Consider the following 18,342-nt stretch of genomic DNA (forward strand, 5'->3'; position numbering starts at 1 on the left):
CGGGGGGGGGGCGGCGAAACCCCTAACCTCAGGCGGCGTCGGAAACGGCGGCGACGGCACCTTTTTGCCATGGAAACCCGCATCATGCTGAACAGGACGAATTCCTCCCCGACCGAAAGCCGTTCCAGGGAATGGTACAGATCCGCAACCCGCTGGACCCAGCTTACATTCGCGGAGGACGATCCGGCGCGCTACGATCCGGAGTTCTGGATCGACCTTTTCCGAAGGACGAAATCCAACGCGGTTTGCCTGTCGGCCGGCGGCTATATCGCCTATTATCCGAGCGATATTCCGCTGCACTACGTTTCGAAGTTCATCGGAGATAGCGATCCCTTCGGCGAGATCGTCGAGGGCGCACGCAGGTTAGGCATGCATGTCATGGCACGCGTGGATCCGCATGCCATACATGAGGAGGCCGCATGGGCGCATCCGGAATGGGTCGCGATCGACAAGGACGGAAATCCGCGGGAGCACTGGGCGTTTCCCGGTATCTATGTGACCGATGCGCTGGGAAGCTATAACCGCGATTTCACCACGGACGTCATCCGCGAGATCGTCGAGCGCTATGACATCGATGCGGTTTTTGCCAATCGCTGGCAGGGACATGGCATTTCCTACAGTGAAGAGAACCGAAAGCGCTTCCGCGACGAAACCGGCTTCGAGCTGCCGCTTGCCGCCGATGCAACGGATCCGGCATGGCAGGCATGGGCTGCGTGGCGCCGGCGCATTCTCACGGACCTCGTCATCCACTGGGACGAAACGGTCAAGGCGATCCGGCCGCATGCGTCTTTCATTCCGAACATGAGCGGCTCCTCGCTGATGGAATTCGATCTCTCGCTGATCCAGAAGCACTGCCCGATCCTTTTCGTCGACCACCAGGCGCGCCGGGGCGTGGAAGTGGGCTGGTCGGCAGGCCGGAACGGCAAGAGGATTCGCGGCACGTTTCGCGATCGTCCTGTCGGCCTGATCACCTCCATCGGCCCGGAGGAGGAATATCGCTGGAAGGATTCCGTGCAGAGTGGAGAGGAAATCAAGCTTTGGATCCATGACGGGATCGCCCAGGGGCTCTTTCCGTGGTTCACGAAGTTCAACGCCTGCGTTCCCGATCAGCGATGGGTCAAGCCGGTCGTGGAGGCCTTCAATCTGCATGCGGATATAGAGCCTTGGCTGGAGAACATGCAGCCAACCGCCGAGATCGCCGTTATCGATCCCTCGACCACACTGCGCCACTGGGCTCCCGAGGAGCGGCATCTCGCCGAAAGGAACGATCTCGGTTTCTATCATGCGCTGGTAGAAGCCCGCATACCGTTCGAGTTCCTTTCCGATCAGGTGATGACCCGGGAGGAACTGGATCGGTTCAAGCTGATCATCCTGGCCAACGCCACGTATCTGTCCGATGCGCAGTGCGAGGCGATCGATGCCTACGTCAGGCGCGGCGGCTCGGTGGTCGCGGCCAACGAGACGTCGCTCTACGATGCCGCCGGAAGACGACGTGCCGATTTCGGCTTGGCGGAAACCTTCGCCGCGTCGATGACCGCACCGGCGCGCGGCCCGGTGAAGAACACCTATATCGCCCTTTCAAGTACTCATCCTCTGAATGACGGCTACGAAGGCGCCTCGCGCATCATCGGGGGCACGCGGCTGATCGCGGTGGAACCGAAGGAAGGGGTGAGCACGCCGTTCCTCTATGTGCCGGATTTCCCGGACCTGCCGATGGAGGAGGTCTATCCACGCGAGGAGCCGAAAGGCGCTGCAATGGTCGCCCGCGACACCGGCTACGGCGGCAGGACCGTCTACATCCCGTGGAATATCGGCGAAATATTCTGGGAGGTCCTGGCCCCCGACCATGGCAGGCTGATCGCCAATGCCGTGAACTGGGCACTCGGGAAGGATCATCGCGTCACGGTCGAGGGAAAAGGCGTTCTCGACATCGCGGTTCACGAGAGCCGGGAGGCGCTTGCGGTCTGCCTTGTCAACCTGACCAACCCGATGATGATGAAAGGGCCGCTGCGGGAAATCTTCCCCATCGGTCAGCAGCGTGTTTCGGTGGCGTTGCCGCAAGGCTGTAAAGGCGCCTCCGCGCGGCTGCTCGTCAGCGACCAGGAGTGCATCTGCAGCGCAGTTCACGGCCGGGTCGAAATCGAAATACCTTCAATCGAGGCCATGGAGGTGGTCCATCTCACCTGGAAATGAGATGCATGCGAGGAGGGAGGAGAAATCATGCTCGCCTACATCATCCGGCGCGTACTCTACATGGTTCCGACACTGTTCGGCATGTCGTTGATCGCCTTCATGATCATCCAGCTTCCGCCCGGCGACTACCTGACATCGCTCCTGTCGACGATGGCGGATGGCGGGCAGAATCTCGATGAGGCGACGATCGCGCGCCTGCGCAGTCAGTACGGCCTCGACCAACCGGTCTATGTCCAATATCTCGTGTGGATCACGGGAATTCTGACGCGCGGCGATTTCGGCTATTCGTTCGAATGGAACCAGCCCGTATCGACCCTCATCTGGGAGCGCATGGGTTCGACCCTTCTGATTTCGCTGGCGAGCCTTTTTCTCGTCTGGGCGATATCCCTGCCGATCGGCATCTATTCGGCGGTGCGCCGCCATTCCTTCGGCGACCATGCCTTTACTTTCCTCGGCTTCATCGGCCTTGCGGTGCCGAACTTCATCCTTGCCCTGACGCTGATGTATGTCGGGTATCGTTTTTTCGGTCAGAGCGTCGGCGGCATATTCTCGCCTCAGTATGCCGACGCGCCGTGGAGCATGGCCAAATTCCTGGACATGCTGTCCCATATGTGGATTCCGTTGATCGTCATCGCCATGTCCGGCACGGCGGCGATGATCCGTGTGCTCCGCGCCAATCTTTCCGACGAGCTGAGCCGGCCCTATGTGGTGACCGCTCGCGCCAAGGGGCTTCCCGAGTACAAGGTGATCCTGAAATACCCGGTTCGCATCGCGCTCAATCCGTTCGTCAGCTCGATCGGGTGGGTCCTGCCTGATCTCGTTTCCGGGGTCACCATTACCGCGATCGTCCTCAATCTGCCGACCGCCGGTCCACTGCTGCTTCGAGCCCTGGTCGGCCAGGACATGTATCTCGCCGGCAGCTTTATCCTGCTGATGGGCGTCCTGACGCTGGTCGGAATGCTCATCTCGGACATCCTGCTTGCGGTGCTCGATCCGCGCATCCGGTTCAACTGATATCGAGAGGATCTGACCCATGTTGGCTGACAGCAGACCTCTCCCGTCCATTGATGCCGGTCCGGCGATAAGTCCCCTGAAACCGGGAGGTTCGATTACGTCGGAGGCCGCCGCCGGGCAATGGACCCTCATCCGGCACCGCTTTTTCCGCAACAAGGTCGCGGCATTCGCGGGATGCGTTATCCTGCTTCTCTACCTTGTCGGCGCATTCGCCGAATTCCTGGCGCCTGGGCTGCCGAATGCCTCCCGGCCGCAATATACTTTCGCACCGCCGCAGCGCATCTCCTTCTTCGCTCCGACGGCGGGCGGGGGGCACGAATTTCTTCCGCATGTGAAGGGTTACCGCATCGAGATCGAGCCGCAGGCCTTGCGTCGGACCTTCGTCATCGATGAGAACAAGGTGATACCCATCGGTTTTTTCGTCGACGGGCCGGCCTACAGGCTTTGGGGAATGATCCCCATGAAGACGCATCTTCTGGGTCCCCTCGACAGCCGTGAACCCATGTATCTGCTGGGATCGGACCGGCTCGGCCGCGATCTGCTCAGCCGGCTGATCTATGGGACGCGAATATCCATGTCGATCGGCCTTGTGGGCGTCGCGATCTCGCTCACGCTCGGCGTCGTCTTCGGAGCGATATCCGGCTTCTATGGCGGGTGGGTCGATACCGTCATTCAACGGATCATCGAGATCGTCAGCGCCATGCCGACGATCCCGCTTTGGCTTGGTCTGGCGGCTGCTATCCCGCTGACCTGGTCGCCCTTGTCGGTTTACTTCGTGGTGACGCTGATCGTCTCGCTGCTCGGCTGGACAGGTCTCGCCAGAGAGGTGAGAGGACGTTTCTTCGCCCTTCGCGGCGAGGATTTCGTCACCGCGGCGCGTCTCGACGGTTCCCGGGAGCGCCGGATCATCTTCCGTCATATTCTGCCGTCGCTGACCAGCCACATATTGGCGGTGGTGACCTTGGCGGTGCCGACGATGATCGTCGCGGAAACCTCGCTTTCCTTCCTGGGCGTCGGTCTGAAGCCGCCTGTGGTGAGCTGGGGCGTTCTCTTGCAGGATGCGCAGAATGTCCGCTCCGTCGCCACCGCTCCGTGGCTTCTGATCTGGCCAAGCCTGGCGGTCGTGACCGCCGTGCTTTCCTTCAATTTCTTCGGCGACGGGCTGCGTGATGCGGCCGATCCTTACGAGAGCTGAGAGGCGACATGACCATGCGGGACACCATGCTTTCTGTTCGCAACCTCTCTCTCGACTTCCACCTCAGGACGCACATTCTGCATGCCGTGCGCGATGTCAGCTTCGATCTGCGGCGGGGGAAGACGCTCTGCCTGGTCGGCGAAAGCGGATCGGGCAAATCCGTGACCGCCCGGGCATTGATGCGGATCATCGATAAACCGGGCCGACTTGTCGGCGGGCAGATCCTTCTCGATGGCCCGGACGGGGTGGTGGACATCGCTGCCCTTCCCGAACGCGGCCGCGAGATACTTGCCTTGCGTGGCGGGCGGATAGGTCTCGTATTTCAGGAGCCGATGAGTTCGTTGTCCCCGGTCCATACGGTTGGCTCGCAGATCATGGAGGCCATACGGCAGCATCGGAAACTCTCAAAAAAGGATGCTCGCGTCCGCGCGGCCGATTTGCTGCGGCAGGTGGAGATTCCCGATCCCGAACGCATGCTTGACCGTTACACGTTCGAGTTTTCCGGCGGTATGCGGCAGCGCGCCATGATCGCCATGGCGCTCGCCTGCGACCCCGATATCCTGATTGCCGACGAGCCGACCACGGCGCTCGACGTTACCACGCAGGCGGAAATCCTCGACCTCATCAGGAGGTTGCAACAGGAGCGCGGCATGGCGATGCTCCTGATCACCCATGACATGGGCGTCGTCGCGGAGACGGCCGACGACGTGGCGGTGATGCGCTATGGCCGGATCGTGGAAAACGGTCCGGTGGACCGGATATTTCACGCTCCGACGCATCCCTATACGAGACAGTTGCTCGATGCCACGATGAAGCTGGAAAGAGGCGCGGCCGGATCTCCGGCGACCGCGTTGTTCGAGGCGAAGGCGGTCGAACCCGTGATTTCGGTACGCGGCCTGACCAAGTCCTACGGTTCGGTCGGCAAAATCTTTGGTTTCGGCTCCGGAAATGGTGGCGCACTGAAGGCGGTCGATAACGTCGATTTCGACCTTTACCCAGGCGAAAGCCTCGGTATCGTCGGTGAGAGCGGTTCCGGCAAGACGACGCTCGGTCGTCTCGTTCTTCGCATCACGGAGCCGACATCGGGACGCATCACCTACAGAACGGCCGAAGGGCGCGAGATAGATGTAACGGATCTCAATAAGGCGGAGCTGCGGGCCTATCATCGCGATGTCAGGCTGATATTCCAGGACCCTTTCGCTTCGCTCAATCCCCGTATGACGGTAAGGCAGATTATCGCGGATCCGCTTCTCGTTTCCGGCAAGATGACGGATCGGCAGGCCGGTGAGAAAGTAGCCGAACTGCTGAAGATGGTCGGCCTCGATCCGTTGGCCATGGAACGATATCCGCATGCGTTTTCTGGCGGACAGCGCCAGCGCATAGGAATTGCCCGCGCGCTGGCGCTCGAGCCGCGCGTCATCATAGCGGATGAAGCGACCTCGGCGCTCGATGTCTCCATTCGCAGCCAGATTCTCGATCTGTTGCTGAGCATTAGGCAGCGGCTCGGCTTGAGTTTCTTATTCATCTCGCATGATATTTCCGTCGTCCGCTATTTCTGCGACCGCGTGGTGGTCATGCATAAAGGGCATATCGTCGAAACAGGCGATGCGGAGACCATCTGCACCGATCCATCCGCGCCATACACGCGCCGGCTGATCTCCTCGGTTCCCAACCCGGACCCTCGCAACAAGCGCATGCTCCACCGCATGCGTGCGTCCTCGTGAAATTGGAAAAGTGCATGCCGAAATCCGGCGCGATCCTCTTCATGCTTTGCACCAAATGATCGGGTATCTTTTATCGAGCGCCTTGCTTGCGTTGCGCGTGATGGCGGCGGATATCTGATGACATCCAGTCGGTGAAAGTCATAGCGGAGAGTTCCATGAATGTTGCTGCGCATGCCAGTTATCTCCAGAATCTCAGCTCCCGCGCCGGCGAACACAGAACTTTTTCGTGGTCTGACGGGCGCTTCGACGTGGCACGCCGCGGCTATACGGAATTCGTGGAAGGCGCCATCCGTTCCTCCAGTCACCTCATCATGGCTACACTTGAAGGCGGCGCGGCCCGCCACCGCTATGTGACCGATTGCGGATACAGTTATGACGGGATCGATGCCGCAGGCTGTGCCTCTCTTCTGCCGGCCCATACGGAGCGCCGTCTCAGGTTGGAGGCAGTCTCCTGGCGGTGGGCGAGCATCGCGATCTCACCCGACCGGTTCCGGGAACTGACCGACGGTGCGACTATCCGCGCCTTCAGCACTCGGGAAGATCCCTTCCTGGTTTCGCTCCTTGGTCAGCTCGCCTGGCACCAGGAGCAGGATGGCAAACTGGACATCACATATGTCGACGCGATGTCCCTGGCGCTCGTCCAGCACCTGAGGCTCCGCTACGGAAATGAAAATGCTCCGATCGTATCCCTACCGGGAAAGCTTCCTTCCTGGGGGATCCGCCGGATTAGGGAATATGTCGAAGCCCAGCTTCCGGGCGAAATCCGCGTCGCGGTGCTGGCAGATATACTGGGTCTTTCTGAAGGTCATTTCCATCGCGCATTCCGCGCGACGATCGGACGAACGCCGCTGCAATTCATAAACGAGCTGCGGGTACAAAAGGCGATTCAGATAATGGGCGAGCGCCCGACGAGCGTCACTGAACTGGCTCTGTCGGTCGGCTTTTCAAGCCCGACACATTTTGCGCGCGTGTTCCACAAAGTGGTCGGATGTTTCCCATCCGAATACCGTCCTCACTAAGATGTGTGATGGAAAGCAAGCGGTGCCTTCCGAATATGTCAGTTCCGTGCGGTTGAGATCAGGATCGTGAGCGACGGTTGCCCGCGAAGATCTTAATTCTGCGGCCTTTGCAACAGGCACGGAGACTGACATGACGGGAATTCAAAGGCGAACAATCTTGCAGGCGGCAGGTGCAGCCATAGGCGCTCTCGCCACCGGATCGCTGAGCGGCGGGCGCGCATTTGCCCAGGCGACTGGCGATCGGCCCATTATCAGGCGGGCCATCCCGAAGACCGGAGAGCAGGTTCCGGTTATCGGCCTCGGCACCTTCGAGACCTTCGACATACTGCCGGGCGAGCCGCGCGGGCATATCCGCGAGATCATCCGCCGCTTTCATGAGGCCGGTGGGCGGGTGATCGACACCTCGCCACTTTACGGCATGTCGGAGGTGAGTGTCGGAGACTTCGCCACCGAACTCGGCATTGCCGACGACCTGTTCATCACCAACAAGACCTGGACGACTGGCGAATGGCTTTCCGACGACAGCCATTCGGAAGCCCAGTTCCGCCGCTCGATGGAACGGCTTTGGCGCAGTAGGATGGACGTCCAGCAGGTGCACAGCCTGGAGAACTACGATCAGGTGCTGCATCTCCTCCGGCGCTGGAAGGACGAGGGCCGGGTACGCTATGTCGGCGTCACGCAGTGGAGCCCCGAATACTACGCCACCATGGAGCGACTGATCCGCACCGGCAACCTCGACTTTGTACAGGTAAATTACACGATCTTCTCGCGCCAGGCAGAGGAGCGCATTCTGCCGGCCTGCGCGGACAATGGCGTTGCCGTGCAAGTCAACATTCCATTCGAGAAGGCGCGGCTCTTCACCAGCGTGCAGGGCAGGCCGCTACCTGAATTCGCGACCGAGTTCGGAGCAGAGACCTGGGCGCAATTCTTTCTGAAATTCATCATTTCCCATCCGGCGGTGACCAATGTGGTTCCGGCGACCAGCAGCCCCGATCATCTGAGCGACAATATGGGTGCGCTTTATGGCGATCTGCCGGATGAGGCCATGCGCGTGCGGATGGTGCAGCACATGGAAGGGATCGAAGGCTTCGCGGAGACATTGAAGCAGCCGCCGTATCCAGGCAAGAACTATGGTGGCGTGGTGACTTGGCCGTTCAGGAGAGCTTGAGCCATGTCTCTTCGGTGCGCAATCCATCTTCTTCTGGGAACCGGGCTTGTCATGGGACTTGTTTCCACCGTCCGCGCGGAAGTGGGCGGGCGTGTAACTGTCGGAGATTTCGAGATCGACGCGACGGAAGTCACCATCGGCCAGTTCCGGGAATTCGCCGACGCCACCGGTCTCGAAACTGCCGCCGAGGAGTCCGGCGGAGGTTTCGAATGGGGTTCGGGATGGGAGCGACGTGCCGGCTGGACGGTCTATCGTCCTTTCGGGAGCGATGCGGCTTCCCTCGACGAACCGGCCGTTCATGTCAGCTGGCATGAGGCATCCGCCTATTGCCGTTGGCGTAACGGCCGGCTGCCGACAGCAAAGGAATGGCGTCTTGCCGCCTACCACGAAATGCGAGAGGCACCGGTCGGCTTCGAAACCGGCCGTCTTTATCGCTATTCCTCCGGCGAGACACCCGACGGCATGAACACGCGGGACGCAGACCCATGGTCTCGCCACGCACCGGTCGGATCGACGCCTCCCGGCGTTAACGGCCTCTACGACATGGGAGGAAATGTCTGGGAATGGATCGCCGATCGGCGCGGCGCAGACGCGCTGACCGCCGGCGGCTCCTGGTGGTATGGCGGCGATCAGACGACGTCGGAGGCCATGCAATGGAAACCGGCGGACTTCTACGCGGTCTATGTGGGGTTTCGTTGTGCGTACCAGCCGTCCTGATATCGGGCCGAAAACCCACCGAACGCAGCCATCGGTCGACGCCGCATCGAAGTTCGGCCTGAAGCGGCTCGACTGCGACCCGCCAGTCGATATCTGCTGGGGAACAAATGACCAAAAATCGGCCCTTCGGCACCTTCACGAAGATTACCGCTTCGGAATCTCCGCGTCGGGATATTGGATCAGTCGGTATCGCGGGGTAGACCACGTCATGGCGCCGGGTCGCCTGCAATTTGCAGAGCCTGGGGAAACGAGCCTCTGCGCGTTCGATGGGCAGGCCGAAGCAAGCTACCGCGTCATCGTCGTGAGCCCGGCTTCACTTGCGACCATTGATGAGGAGATTGAGGGGCGGCGCTCCCACCCTCCGCATTTCCGGGATCATCTTGTTCCAGATGCGCCGGGATGGCGATCATTCGCCCATGTTCACGCTGAACTGACAAAGCCGATGAGCAGGCTGGAGTCTTCTTCGATCCTTCGCGGCTTGATTGCTGATCTACTTATCAGGAACGTCAAGCAGTCTCCGAGGCCGGTTAAGCGTCATGACAGGGGACTGCAACTTGCTCGCTGTTTTCTGAACGACCAGATTGCGGCCAATCCTTCGCTCGCGGAACTGGCAGCCCTTGCTGGCTTAAGTCCATTCCATTTCTGCAGGCTCTTTCGCCAGGCGTTCGGATTGCCACCGCATGCCTACCAGAACCATTTGCGCATCGAGCGTGCCAAGCAGCTCTTGAGAAGCGGATACCCGGCTGCCGCGATCGCGAATGATTTGGGGTTCAGCGATCAGAGCCACTTTATTCGCCATTTCCGGCGCCAGGTTGGCATGACACCGCAAAACTACGTGCAGGGTTGGCTAGATTCTGGGTGAAAGCAGATCCTGGCTTCTGGAGCGTTGCAGCTTCGAAAATCAGAGCAACCGCGGTTGGAAAAGTCTGAGATGTCCAGGAGCCGTTTAGCCAGCGCCCATGGCGGCGATGCTGTGAACAGTGTCTCCATCTCCACAGCCGTTGCTAAGGCGCCCACTCTTCAACGCCGGTCGGCATGGAGCGAATGCGTAGCACGTCGCGCTTCGGCGGCACTTTAAACAGCCGGCCGTACTCGCGGGTGAACTGCGACACACTTTCGTAGCCGACGTCAAAAGCAGCACTGCTCGCCGAAAGGCCTTCGTCCAGCATCAGGCGGCGCGCCTCGATCAAGCGCAGGCGTTTTTGATATTGCCCCGGAGACAGCGAAAGCATCCGCTTGAAATGCGTGTGAAATGCGGTCAGGCCCATTCCTGCTGCCGCGGCGAGGCGTTCGGTGGATATTCGGGAGCGATATTCGGCCCGAAGAATGGCGACGGCGGCGGCCAGACGGTTAGCGTGGCTCGCGGGGTCGCAGAGCGTTGCCAATTCGGGACCATGTTTCCCCGACAGAAGCCAGAAATGCAGTTCGCGCATGATGCCGGGGTGAAGAAGCGGAATGGCGGTTGGCTGATCGCACAGTCGCATCAAGCGAAAGACGCAGTCCAGCGCCGCGGCTTCGGTGTCTTCGGTAAACAGGGTTGGCATGATCGAGCGGCGTTTTAGGCGCGCCGGCCCCAGATGGGCCGCGGCCTCCGAAAGCATCGCCATTTCAATCTCAATCGCGATGGCCATATAGGGTTCGCTTGGGCTGGCGCGCTCTATGCGCGTGACGATCGGCATGTCGGCGCTGACGATCGCCGATTGCCCCGCGGAGAATATCCGTTCCTCGCGCCCGACAACCATGCGCTTGGTGCCCTGCAGCACGATGATGACCAGGGGCCGGGTGATCGCATGCAGATCGCCGTGAGGCGCTTCCACGCATTTCAGCCGGAGGCCGGGCACCGGGGTCGGCGCAAGGCCTTCATGATTTCCATGCTGGCTGACATAGGCGCGGACGGCGTCTTTGAGTACATCCATGCGACGTCTCCGGAACGTGAGGTCCCAATCTAGCAGGATCGTCCGGCGACGTCACCGCTCCCGAAGAATCAGGCAAGTTTTTCGCAGCTGTTGGCAAGCGTGCTGCCGGCCTGCGCAGTATGTTTCGATTGACCAGAACCTGCCTGGATCGCAGCAAAAGGAGCGTCGGATGTCAAAAGACGAATGGGTCGAGGAAAGCGATAAAGGCCAATGCAGCGGATTTGGCCTTACCCGCCGAGACACGTTGAAGAGCGGCGCCGCCATCGTGGCAGTGTCGCTTTCAACACAAGGACCGAATTCAGCCGAGGCAGCAGCCGACCGCGCAGCACCTCTTCCGGTCACGCCGCAATACCCTTTGCTGGTGCGAACGACCGTCAACGGCGAGATGGTCGAAGTCGAGATCGATACCCGGACTTCCGTGCTCGATCTCTTACGCGAGCGTCTGGGACTGACCGGCGCGAAGAAGGGCTGCGATCACGGCCAGTGCGGAGCTTGCACCGTTCATGTCGACGGCAGGCGCGTCGCCTCTTGCCTGACCCTGGCGGCCAAGGTGGAAGGCGGGGAGGTCGTCACGATCGAGGGGCTTTCCGACGGCGATAATCTTCACCCGATGCAGCAGGCGTTCATCGATCATGACGCGCTCCAGTGCGGTTATTGCACGCCTGGCCAGATCATGGCGGCAGTCGCCTGCGTCGTCGAGGGCAATGCTACATCCAGGGAACGCATCCGCGAGTATATGAGCGGCAATATCTGTCGGTGCGGCGCCTATGCCGGCATCGTGGCCGCGATCGAGGATGCCGCTTCCAAGATGGGGAGGGGCTGATGCGACCGTTCAGCTACATCCGGCCGACGACGGCCGAGGAAGCCGTGAACGCCTTTGCCGATGCGGAGGCAGGAGCCCGCTTCATCGCCGGCGGCACGACGCTTTACGATCTGATGAAACTCAACATCGAACGGCCGACACACTTGATCGACGTGACCGCGATCGGAGGGCTGGCCACGATCGATACGAGCGGTGACCGGCTTCGCTTCGGCGCGCTTGCCCCGATGAGCGCGGTCGCCGCCGATCCGGTCGTGGCTGGTGATTACCCGGTTCTGGCCGAGGCGCTGTGGAAAGCCGCCTCGCAACAGCTCCGCAACATGGCGACGGTGGGTGGGAACCTGCTCCAGCGCACCCGCTGCATGTATTTCCGCAACGGCGTGGACGGCGTCTATCCCTGCAACAAGCGCGAGCCAGGCAGCGGATGCGCCGCGATTGGTGGGCTCGACCGCGGGCAGGCCGTGCTGGGGGCGAGCGGGTCGTGCAATGCAGTCTCACCCGGAGATTGGCCTGTCGCACTTACAGCGATGGATGCCAGCGTCGAGATCGTCGGCCCAGCCGGTCAACGCCGCGTGCCCATCGCCGAGCTCTATCGACTGCCAGGCGATACGCCGCACATCGAATTCTCGCTGGCACCCGGCGAACTGATCACGGTGATCGAAGTGCCCAGAGAAACGCTTGAGGCGGGGACGGCCCGCGGTTCGACCTATCACAAGATCCGCGACCGCGAATCCTATGCCTTCGCACTTGCTTCGGCCGCCGTGGTGCTCGAAATCGAAGACGATCAGGTGATCCGCGCCAGGATCGCGCTCGGCGGGGTGGCGACGCGCCCGTGGCGCGCTACCGAGGCCGAAGCCGTGCTTGCCGGACAGCGCCTGACGCCCGAGAGAGCCATCGAGGCCGGGCGAGCCGCGTTCCGGACGGCCCAGCCAGGTCGCCACAACAGATTCAAGCTCGAACTCGGCGCGCGCACGGTCGCCGATGCCCTTCTGATTGCCGCCGAGAGGAGCCGCTCATGAACACTGCATCGTTTCCCGACCGCGCCCGAGTCGATGCGCGAGACAAGGTTCTCGGCGCAACCGTCTATCCCGGCGACGTGCCGGTGGCGAGAATACTTCACGCGATGACGGTGCCGTCTCGCATCGCCAAGGGCACCTTGACGGCACTCGACACATCGGCGGCGATGCGCGTGCCGGGAGTGGTACGCGTGCTGACGCCGGATGATTTTCCTTCCCCGGCGCCGGTGAGCGAGGATGGCCCTCCGCCACCGCCGCCCACGCTCGAATGGCGCATCGCCTATCGCGGTCAGCCCATTGCACTGGTCGTAGCCGAAACGCTCGAGGCAGCGATCGAGGGCGCCGAAGCGGTTCGACCGAGCTACGCGCCGGAGCCCTTCGCTGCGCTGATCGACAGCGAGGATAGCGAGCGTGATCCGGGCGAAGACGTCGTTTTCGGCAATGCCGAGGTGGCGCTTTCGAGTGCGGCGACAACGGTGGAAGCGACCTATGTCTCGCCGACGCAGCATCACAATCCCATCGAGCTGCTGGTGACGACCGCGGTATGGGAAGACGGCCGCTTGATGATCTACGAATGCACCCAAAGCAGCGCGGGAACGAGAGGCGCGACCGCGCGGGCGCTGCGGCTCGATCCGGCGATCGTCGACGTGAAGAGCGCTTATATCGGCGGCGGCTTCGGGCAGAAAGGCGGGATCGGCCAGCGCCAGACGGCTCTGGTGGCGCAGGCGGCGATGCTGCTCGGCCGACCGGTGAAGATCGTCATGCCGCGTGGCCAGATATTCCATCTGGCCACCTATCGGCCGCACAGCCGGCATCATGTTCGCCTGGGTGCGGACGCCAACGGCAAGATGACCGCCGCCGTTTATGACGCCGAGCAGGAGCAGTCGCGCCACGGCTTCTTCCCCTGCGCCGAATATCACGAATCCACCTGCCGGCTGTACGGCATCGAAAACTATCGCGGCACGGCAGCCGACATCCGCATCGATCGACAGCCGCCGGGCTGGATGCGCGCGCCTCATCCTCAGGCGGCTTGCTTCGCTTTCGAGAGCGCGGTCGACGAACTCGCCCATAAGCTCGGTCGCGATCCGGTCACGCTGCGGCTGGCCAATGACAGCCGCATCGATCACCGGACCGGCAATCCGTATTCGTCGCGCTTCGTCAACGAGTGCCTCGAAGAGGGGGCGCGGCGTTTCGGCTGGTCGCGACGCACGCCGGAACCGGGCTCGATGACGGCTTCGGATGGGACGCAGATCGGCTGGGGTGTGGCCTGCGGGGCCTATCCGTCTATGATGGTGCCTGCGATCGCGACGCTGCGCATCGGGGCGGATGGGAGCACGCGATACGCGGTTTCGGGCCATGAAATGGGCCAGGGCATCCGCACGGCAATTGCCGCGGTCTTGTTGGAAGGTCTCGAGATCGATCCTGATCGGTTGGAGATCGTCATTGGCGACACCACTGCCGCTCCCCAACATATAACCGCGGGCTCCTGGGGGACCGCCGGCGCAATTCCCGCCACGGCCAAGGCAGTAGCGCGGATGCGGGAAGCGATGAGAGAGCTGCTCGCCGGACGCGAGATCGCGGGCAATCTGCACCGCCAGCTTTCGACCGTGCGGCGGCCTTTCCTGCAGATCGAAGTGTCTGAAGTCGGTCCGGGCCAGGGGCCTGAGGCGCTGCAGGCCTTGCGTCGCGGCGCCTATGCCGTCGCCGGACCGGAATACCCGAACTTCACAACGATGAGCTACATCGCCCATTTCGTTGAAGTCCATATTGAGCCGCGTACCCGCCGGGTGCGCGTGCCGCGCGTCGTCAGCATCGCCGATTGCGGGCGGGTCATCAGCCCCCGCACGGCGGCGAGCCAGGTACGAGGCGGCGTTGTCTGGGCACTGAGTGCGGCGCTGCGGGAGGCCACCGAGATCGATCCTCGTTACGGCGGCTATCTGAATAACGATCTTGCCGACTATGTCGTGGCGGTGAACGCCGATATCCGCGAGATCGATGTCGGCTTCATCGACCGGCCCGATCCTCTCGCCAATTCCACCGGCCTCAAGGGCCTCGGCGAAGTCGCGATGGTAGGAGCGTCACCAGCGATCGCAAATGCCATCTTTCACGCCACCGGCAAACGGCTGCGGGAATTGCCGATCCGCATCGAGCACCTCCTCTAACAGTCTGCTCACCATGGAAAGGAAGCATGGTGAGAAGGTACGGAAGGCAAGGAGACCACCATGTTGAAGGCATTGAGGCATCGCATACTGTTCAGCTTGATCATCGCAGCGGGGCTGACCGGCACCGCGGTGTTGGCGCATCACGGCGTGAGCGGGCAATATGATAGCTCCAGCCCCATCGTGCTCGCGGGCATGGTCACGCGCGCCACCTTCGCGCCACCGCATCCGGTTCTCTCCGTTCGCGTGGAGGGCCGTGAAGTTCCCGCACTCGACCCGAACCGGCCGGATGAGTTCACCGGACCGTTCATCGCTAGAGAGGAGGATATCGGCGAGGTTCGCGAGGTCGAGTTCTCTCCGGTGGGCGAATTCTATGCTCTTAGGGATCGGATCAGGGTAGGCGACCGGGTAACGGTGCTGGCGCTGCGCAATTGCCGGCCGCCGCATGAACTGCGCAGCTCCTGGATACAGCTATCGAGCGGCCAGGTCATCTCGTATAGCGGTGGTCTGCATCGACGGGTGGATGGATGCAGCTAGAAGGTTTGCCGCGGGAACAAGGCTAAGACGTCGCGGAAGCTCTATAGAGATTTTCACGCGGATGAGCCGTATGTTCTCTGATGACCTTCTCGGCGCTGTCGATTTCCTGAAGCAGGACCTCATAGCTCCATAGATCCGCGAGATGCTGCAGCACGAGCTTGATCTCGCTTTCGTCGAGAGGACAGTCGTTCAGCATGAGATGATGCAGCACGAGCCGTCGGTTGCCGGCAAGATCCACATCGACGATCTCGATCCTGGCGTCGCCCCAGCCTATGTCGTATTGCTGCGCAAGCTCGCGGCGGAGGCGTTTGTACCCACGCTCGTCATGGATCGCCGAAACCAGCAGGCCCTCGTGGATTTCGGGCGCGTCATGAAGCTGGAAGAGTCGCCATTTCCGGATGAGGTGCGGGCTTAGAAACTGGCGGATGAAGCTCTCGTCGCGATAATCGGCCCAGATCGCGCGCAGAACCTCCATCGGTTCGCCCTGGCCGGCGATATCGGGAAACCATTCGCGGTCCTCGTCGGTTGGGTCTGTCACGATCCTTTCTATGTCCTGCATCATCGCAAAGCCGAGCGCATAGGGGTTGATGCCGGAAAACCGCGGGTCGTCGTAGGTGGGCTGAAAGACGACGTTCGTGTGCGACTTCAAAAATTCCAGATGATTGCCGTCGCTGAGCTTCTTCCGCTCGTGAAGCCTCTGCATGATCCTGTAGTGGGTGTAGGTTGCCGCCCCCTCGTTCATCACTTTGGTCTGGCGCTGGGGGTGGAAGTACTGCGCGATATGGCGGACGATGCGTAGGATTTCCCGCTGCCACGGCTGCAGGCGTGGCGCCGATTTTTCGAGGAAGTAGAGGATGTTGTCCTGGGGCAGGCCCAGCGCTGCGCGGCGCTTCTCGAAATCCACGTCGGCGGCGCTGCGCTTGCGCGTACCCGGCACGGTGCGCCAGAGATCGTTGAATATCTGCTCCTCGTGGGCGCGCCGTTCCTGCTGCCGCCGCTCTTCGTCGCGCAGGTCGATCCTGGTCTTTCCGGCATAACGGTGGACCCCATGCGACATCAATGCATGGGCCGCGTCGAGCGTCGCTTCGACGGCCGCTTCGCCATAGCGGGCCTCGCAGCGGGCGATGTAGGATTTCGCGAACTCGAGATAATCCAGGATGCCCTCGGCATCGGTCCACAGCTTGAAGAGATAGTTGTTCTTGAAGAAGTGGTTATGACCGAAGGCGGCGTGGGCGATCACCAGGGTCTGCATGGTCGCCGTGTTCTCCTCCATCAGATAGGAGATGCAGGGAGAACTGTTAATGACGATCTCATAGGCCAGATCCCGCTTGCCGCCCCGATAGAGCGCCTCGTGATGGACGAAATGCTTGCCGAAGGACCAGTGGCGGTAGAAGAGCGGCATGCCTGTCGAGGAATAGGCATCCAGCATCTGCTCGGTGGTGATCACCTCGATCTGGTTCGGATAGACGTCGAGCCCGAGCTCGCCGAGCGCGATCTCCTCGCAGGCGTCATGGATGCGCTGGAGGGTCCCGAAATCCCAGTCGGCGCCTTGAAAGAGCTCAGCCGACGCTTTCGTCATGGTACCACCTCGGAATGTACCTGACCCTTTCGGAAGAGATCGTGAAAGACGGGAAATATCTCGTTCTTACGGCAGACCTTGCGCATCGAAAGGGGGCGCTTACCCGCATGGATATCTTGGTAAAGCTGCCAGAGCGTGGAGGAGGACGAAGAGGAATCGTCGTCCTCGTCGCCCACCTCGATATACGCGAAATACTGGCAGAGCGGCAGGATTTCATGCTCCAGCAACTGCCCTGCCACGCTGCCGTCGGAGTAGGAATTGTCGCCGTCCGAAGCCTGCGCGGCGTAGATGTTCCATTCGGTCGGATCGTAACGTTCCCCGATGATGGCGCGCATGGCTGCAAGCGCGCTGGAAACCATCGTGCCGCCGCTTGCGGGACTGTAGAAGAAGGTCTGTTCATCGACCTCTTCGGCCTTCTCGGTATGCCGGATGAAGACGATTTCCACTTTCTCGTACCGGCGGGTGAGGAAAAGATAGAGCAGGAGATAGAAGCGCTTGGCCAGGTCCTTCATGTGCTCGGTCATGGAACCGGACACATCCATCAGGCAGAACATCACGGCCTTGACGACCGGTTTTGGAGTATTTTCGAAACGGCGATACCGCACGTCGAGCGGATCGATATAGGGAACGCGCCGGCTCTTTTCGGTGAGCAGCTTCAATTCGGCCTTGAGCGCCAGGCGGTCCTCCTCGCTGTCGCATTCCTCTATGGCCCTTTCGAGGGCTTCGATATCCTCCTTCTTGGGCCGGTGAAGAGCGATGCGCCGCATCATGGCAAGCCGTGTGGTGCGGCCGACCGCGAGGCTAGAGGGCGGCCCCGAAACGGAATAGCCCGCCCGCACCGGAACGACCTCCGTCGTCTCGCTCAGCCGCCGCTTGGCAAGATCGGGCAATTCCAGCTCGTCGAGAAACATGTCGAGGAATTCCTCGCGTGTGAGAACGAAACGGAAGCTATCCTCGCTGTCGTCGTCCTCTCCCGCAAGCCTCGACCTGCCCGCCGCCGAGCCGACGGGCCGCGGAATGATGTCGCCTTCGACAAAAGTACGGTTGCCCGGCAGGATATAATCTCTCAGGCCTCCGGCGGCGCGGCGAAAGCCCGGCTCCCCCAAGCCGCCGATCGGAAGATGGATTTCGCCGCCATCGAGTACATCGCGGATTCCGCGGTTTTGCAAAGATTGCTTGATCGCTTGCTGTACGGCGTCCTTTGCTCGCCGCAGAAATCGTTGCCGGTTTTCCAGACTTTTACCGCGCGGGTTCAGCCGCCGGTCGATGATGTGCATGTCGGTAC

General features: G+C 61.4%; 15 protein-coding genes. 12 read left to right on the forward strand and 3 right to left on the reverse strand.

The genetic code is table 11. The features are described 5' to 3' along the window. The first annotated feature begins 84 nt into the window (after positions 1-84). From ACE04I_RS06650 to ACE04I_RS06685, 8 genes are all read left to right on the forward strand, one after another. A complete protein-coding gene (locus ACE04I_RS06650) occupies positions 85-2,193 on the forward strand; it encodes a family 10 glycosylhydrolase (protein WP_046796635.1) in 2,109 nt (702 codons plus the stop codon). Between the two features lie 27 nt (positions 2,194-2,220). After that, positions 2,221-3,207, forward strand: coding sequence for an ABC transporter permease (locus ACE04I_RS06655; RefSeq protein ID WP_046796509.1), 987 nt, complete (start codon positions 2,221-2,223; stop codon positions 3,205-3,207). Between the two features lie 19 nt (positions 3,208-3,226). Next, entirely contained in the window at positions 3,227-4,402 is a 1,176-nt protein-coding gene (locus ACE04I_RS06660; protein WP_046796510.1) for an ABC transporter permease, read from the forward strand. A gap of 8 nt (positions 4,403-4,410) precedes the next feature. Next, complete coding sequence (locus ACE04I_RS06665) at positions 4,411-6,126, forward strand: ABC transporter ATP-binding protein (RefSeq protein WP_487206787.1); 1,716 nt, start codon at positions 4,411-4,413, stop codon at positions 6,124-6,126. 155 nt (positions 6,127-6,281) lie between these two features. After that, a complete protein-coding gene (locus tag ACE04I_RS06670; RefSeq protein WP_487206788.1) occupies positions 6,282-7,145 on the forward strand; it encodes a helix-turn-helix transcriptional regulator in 864 nt (287 codons plus the stop codon). A gap of 130 nt (positions 7,146-7,275) precedes the next feature. Then, positions 7,276-8,313: an aldo/keto reductase gene (locus ACE04I_RS06675; RefSeq protein ID WP_046796512.1), complete on the forward strand. Its 1,038-nt coding sequence runs from the start codon at positions 7,276-7,278 to the stop codon at positions 8,311-8,313. A 3-nt stretch (positions 8,314-8,316) separates the two neighbouring features. Continuing rightward, positions 8,317-9,030 (forward strand): formylglycine-generating enzyme family protein, encoded by a 714-nt coding sequence (locus tag ACE04I_RS06680; protein ID WP_487206789.1) that lies wholly within the window; start codon positions 8,317-8,319, stop codon positions 9,028-9,030. After that, entirely contained in the window at positions 9,011-9,892 is an 882-nt protein-coding gene (locus tag ACE04I_RS06685) for an AraC family transcriptional regulator (protein WP_170986326.1), read from the forward strand. The genes ACE04I_RS06680 and ACE04I_RS06685 overlap by 20 nt, the downstream gene beginning before the upstream one ends. 142 nt (positions 9,893-10,034) lie before the next feature. Here the strand turns inward: ACE04I_RS06685 and ACE04I_RS06690 are convergent, their stop codons facing one another. Then, positions 10,035-10,946 (reverse strand): AraC family transcriptional regulator, encoded by a 912-nt coding sequence (locus ACE04I_RS06690; RefSeq protein ID WP_046796514.1) that lies wholly within the window; start codon positions 10,944-10,946, stop codon positions 10,035-10,037. A 169-nt stretch (positions 10,947-11,115) separates the two neighbouring features. Here ACE04I_RS06690 and ACE04I_RS06695 point away from each other — a divergent pair, with 169 nt between their 5' ends. From ACE04I_RS06695 to ACE04I_RS06710, 4 genes are read left to right on the forward strand one after another with little or no spacing between them, the layout of a single operon-like run. Continuing rightward, positions 11,116-11,769: a (2Fe-2S)-binding protein gene (locus ACE04I_RS06695; protein WP_046796515.1), complete on the forward strand. Its 654-nt coding sequence runs from the start codon at positions 11,116-11,118 to the stop codon at positions 11,767-11,769. Next, entirely contained in the window at positions 11,769-12,785 is a 1,017-nt protein-coding gene (locus ACE04I_RS06700; protein ID WP_046796516.1) for an FAD binding domain-containing protein, read from the forward strand. The genes ACE04I_RS06695 and ACE04I_RS06700 overlap by 1 nt, the downstream gene beginning before the upstream one ends. Further along, positions 12,782-14,944, forward strand: coding sequence for a xanthine dehydrogenase family protein molybdopterin-binding subunit (locus ACE04I_RS06705; protein WP_487206790.1), 2,163 nt, complete (start codon positions 12,782-12,784; stop codon positions 14,942-14,944). The genes ACE04I_RS06700 and ACE04I_RS06705 overlap by 4 nt, the downstream gene beginning before the upstream one ends. Positions 14,945-15,004: 60 nt before the next feature. Continuing rightward, positions 15,005-15,478, forward strand: coding sequence for a DUF6152 family protein (locus ACE04I_RS06710; RefSeq protein WP_046796518.1), 474 nt, complete (start codon positions 15,005-15,007; stop codon positions 15,476-15,478). Between the two features lie 22 nt (positions 15,479-15,500). Here ACE04I_RS06710 and ACE04I_RS06715 read toward each other — a convergent pair whose 3' ends face one another. Both ACE04I_RS06715 and ACE04I_RS06720 read right to left on the reverse strand, forming a co-directional pair. After that, on the reverse strand, positions 15,501-17,057 hold the full coding sequence (locus tag ACE04I_RS06715; RefSeq protein ID WP_046796519.1) for a SpoVR family protein: 1,557 nt from the start codon (positions 17,055-17,057) through the stop codon (positions 15,501-15,503). Next, positions 17,054-18,334, reverse strand: coding sequence for a YeaH/YhbH family protein (locus ACE04I_RS06720; RefSeq protein WP_046796520.1), 1,281 nt, complete (start codon positions 18,332-18,334; stop codon positions 17,054-17,056). Before ACE04I_RS06720 ends, ACE04I_RS06715 begins: the two co-directional genes overlap by 4 nt. Positions 18,335-18,342 lie beyond the last annotated feature (8 nt).

Source organism: Rhizobium moroccans (genome assembly GCF_057559155.1).

Bases quoted from the DNA above. Each gene is read 5' to 3' on its own strand.
- ACE04I_RS06655 (WP_046796509.1), top strand. From the start codon at position 2,221: ATGCTCGCCTACATCATCCGGCGCGTACTCTACATGGTTCCGACACTG.
- ACE04I_RS06720 (WP_046796520.1), bottom strand. From the start codon at position 18,334: ATGCACATCATCGACCGGCGGCTGAACCCGCGCGGTAAAAGTCTGGAA.
- ACE04I_RS06705 (WP_487206790.1), top strand. From the start codon at position 12,782: ATGAACACTGCATCGTTTCCCGACCGCGCCCGAGTCGATGCGCGAGAC.
- ACE04I_RS06680 (WP_487206789.1), top strand. From the start codon at position 8,317: ATGTCTCTTCGGTGCGCAATCCATCTTCTTCTGGGAACCGGGCTTGTC.
- ACE04I_RS06650 (WP_046796635.1), top strand. From the start codon at position 85: ATGCTGAACAGGACGAATTCCTCCCCGACCGAAAGCCGTTCCAGGGAA.
- ACE04I_RS06715 (WP_046796519.1), bottom strand. From the start codon at position 17,057: ATGACGAAAGCGTCGGCTGAGCTCTTTCAAGGCGCCGACTGGGATTTC.
- ACE04I_RS06700 (WP_046796516.1), top strand. From the start codon at position 11,769: ATGCGACCGTTCAGCTACATCCGGCCGACGACGGCCGAGGAAGCCGTG.
- ACE04I_RS06690 (WP_046796514.1), bottom strand. From the start codon at position 10,946: ATGGATGTACTCAAAGACGCCGTCCGCGCCTATGTCAGCCAGCATGGA.
- ACE04I_RS06675 (WP_046796512.1), top strand. From the start codon at position 7,276: ATGACGGGAATTCAAAGGCGAACAATCTTGCAGGCGGCAGGTGCAGCC.
- ACE04I_RS06695 (WP_046796515.1), top strand. From the start codon at position 11,116: ATGTCAAAAGACGAATGGGTCGAGGAAAGCGATAAAGGCCAATGCAGC.
- ACE04I_RS06660 (WP_046796510.1), top strand. From the start codon at position 3,227: ATGTTGGCTGACAGCAGACCTCTCCCGTCCATTGATGCCGGTCCGGCG.
- ACE04I_RS06710 (WP_046796518.1), top strand. From the start codon at position 15,005: ATGTTGAAGGCATTGAGGCATCGCATACTGTTCAGCTTGATCATCGCA.
- ACE04I_RS06670 (WP_487206788.1), top strand. From the start codon at position 6,282: ATGAATGTTGCTGCGCATGCCAGTTATCTCCAGAATCTCAGCTCCCGC.
- ACE04I_RS06665 (WP_487206787.1), top strand. From the start codon at position 4,411: ATGACCATGCGGGACACCATGCTTTCTGTTCGCAACCTCTCTCTCGAC.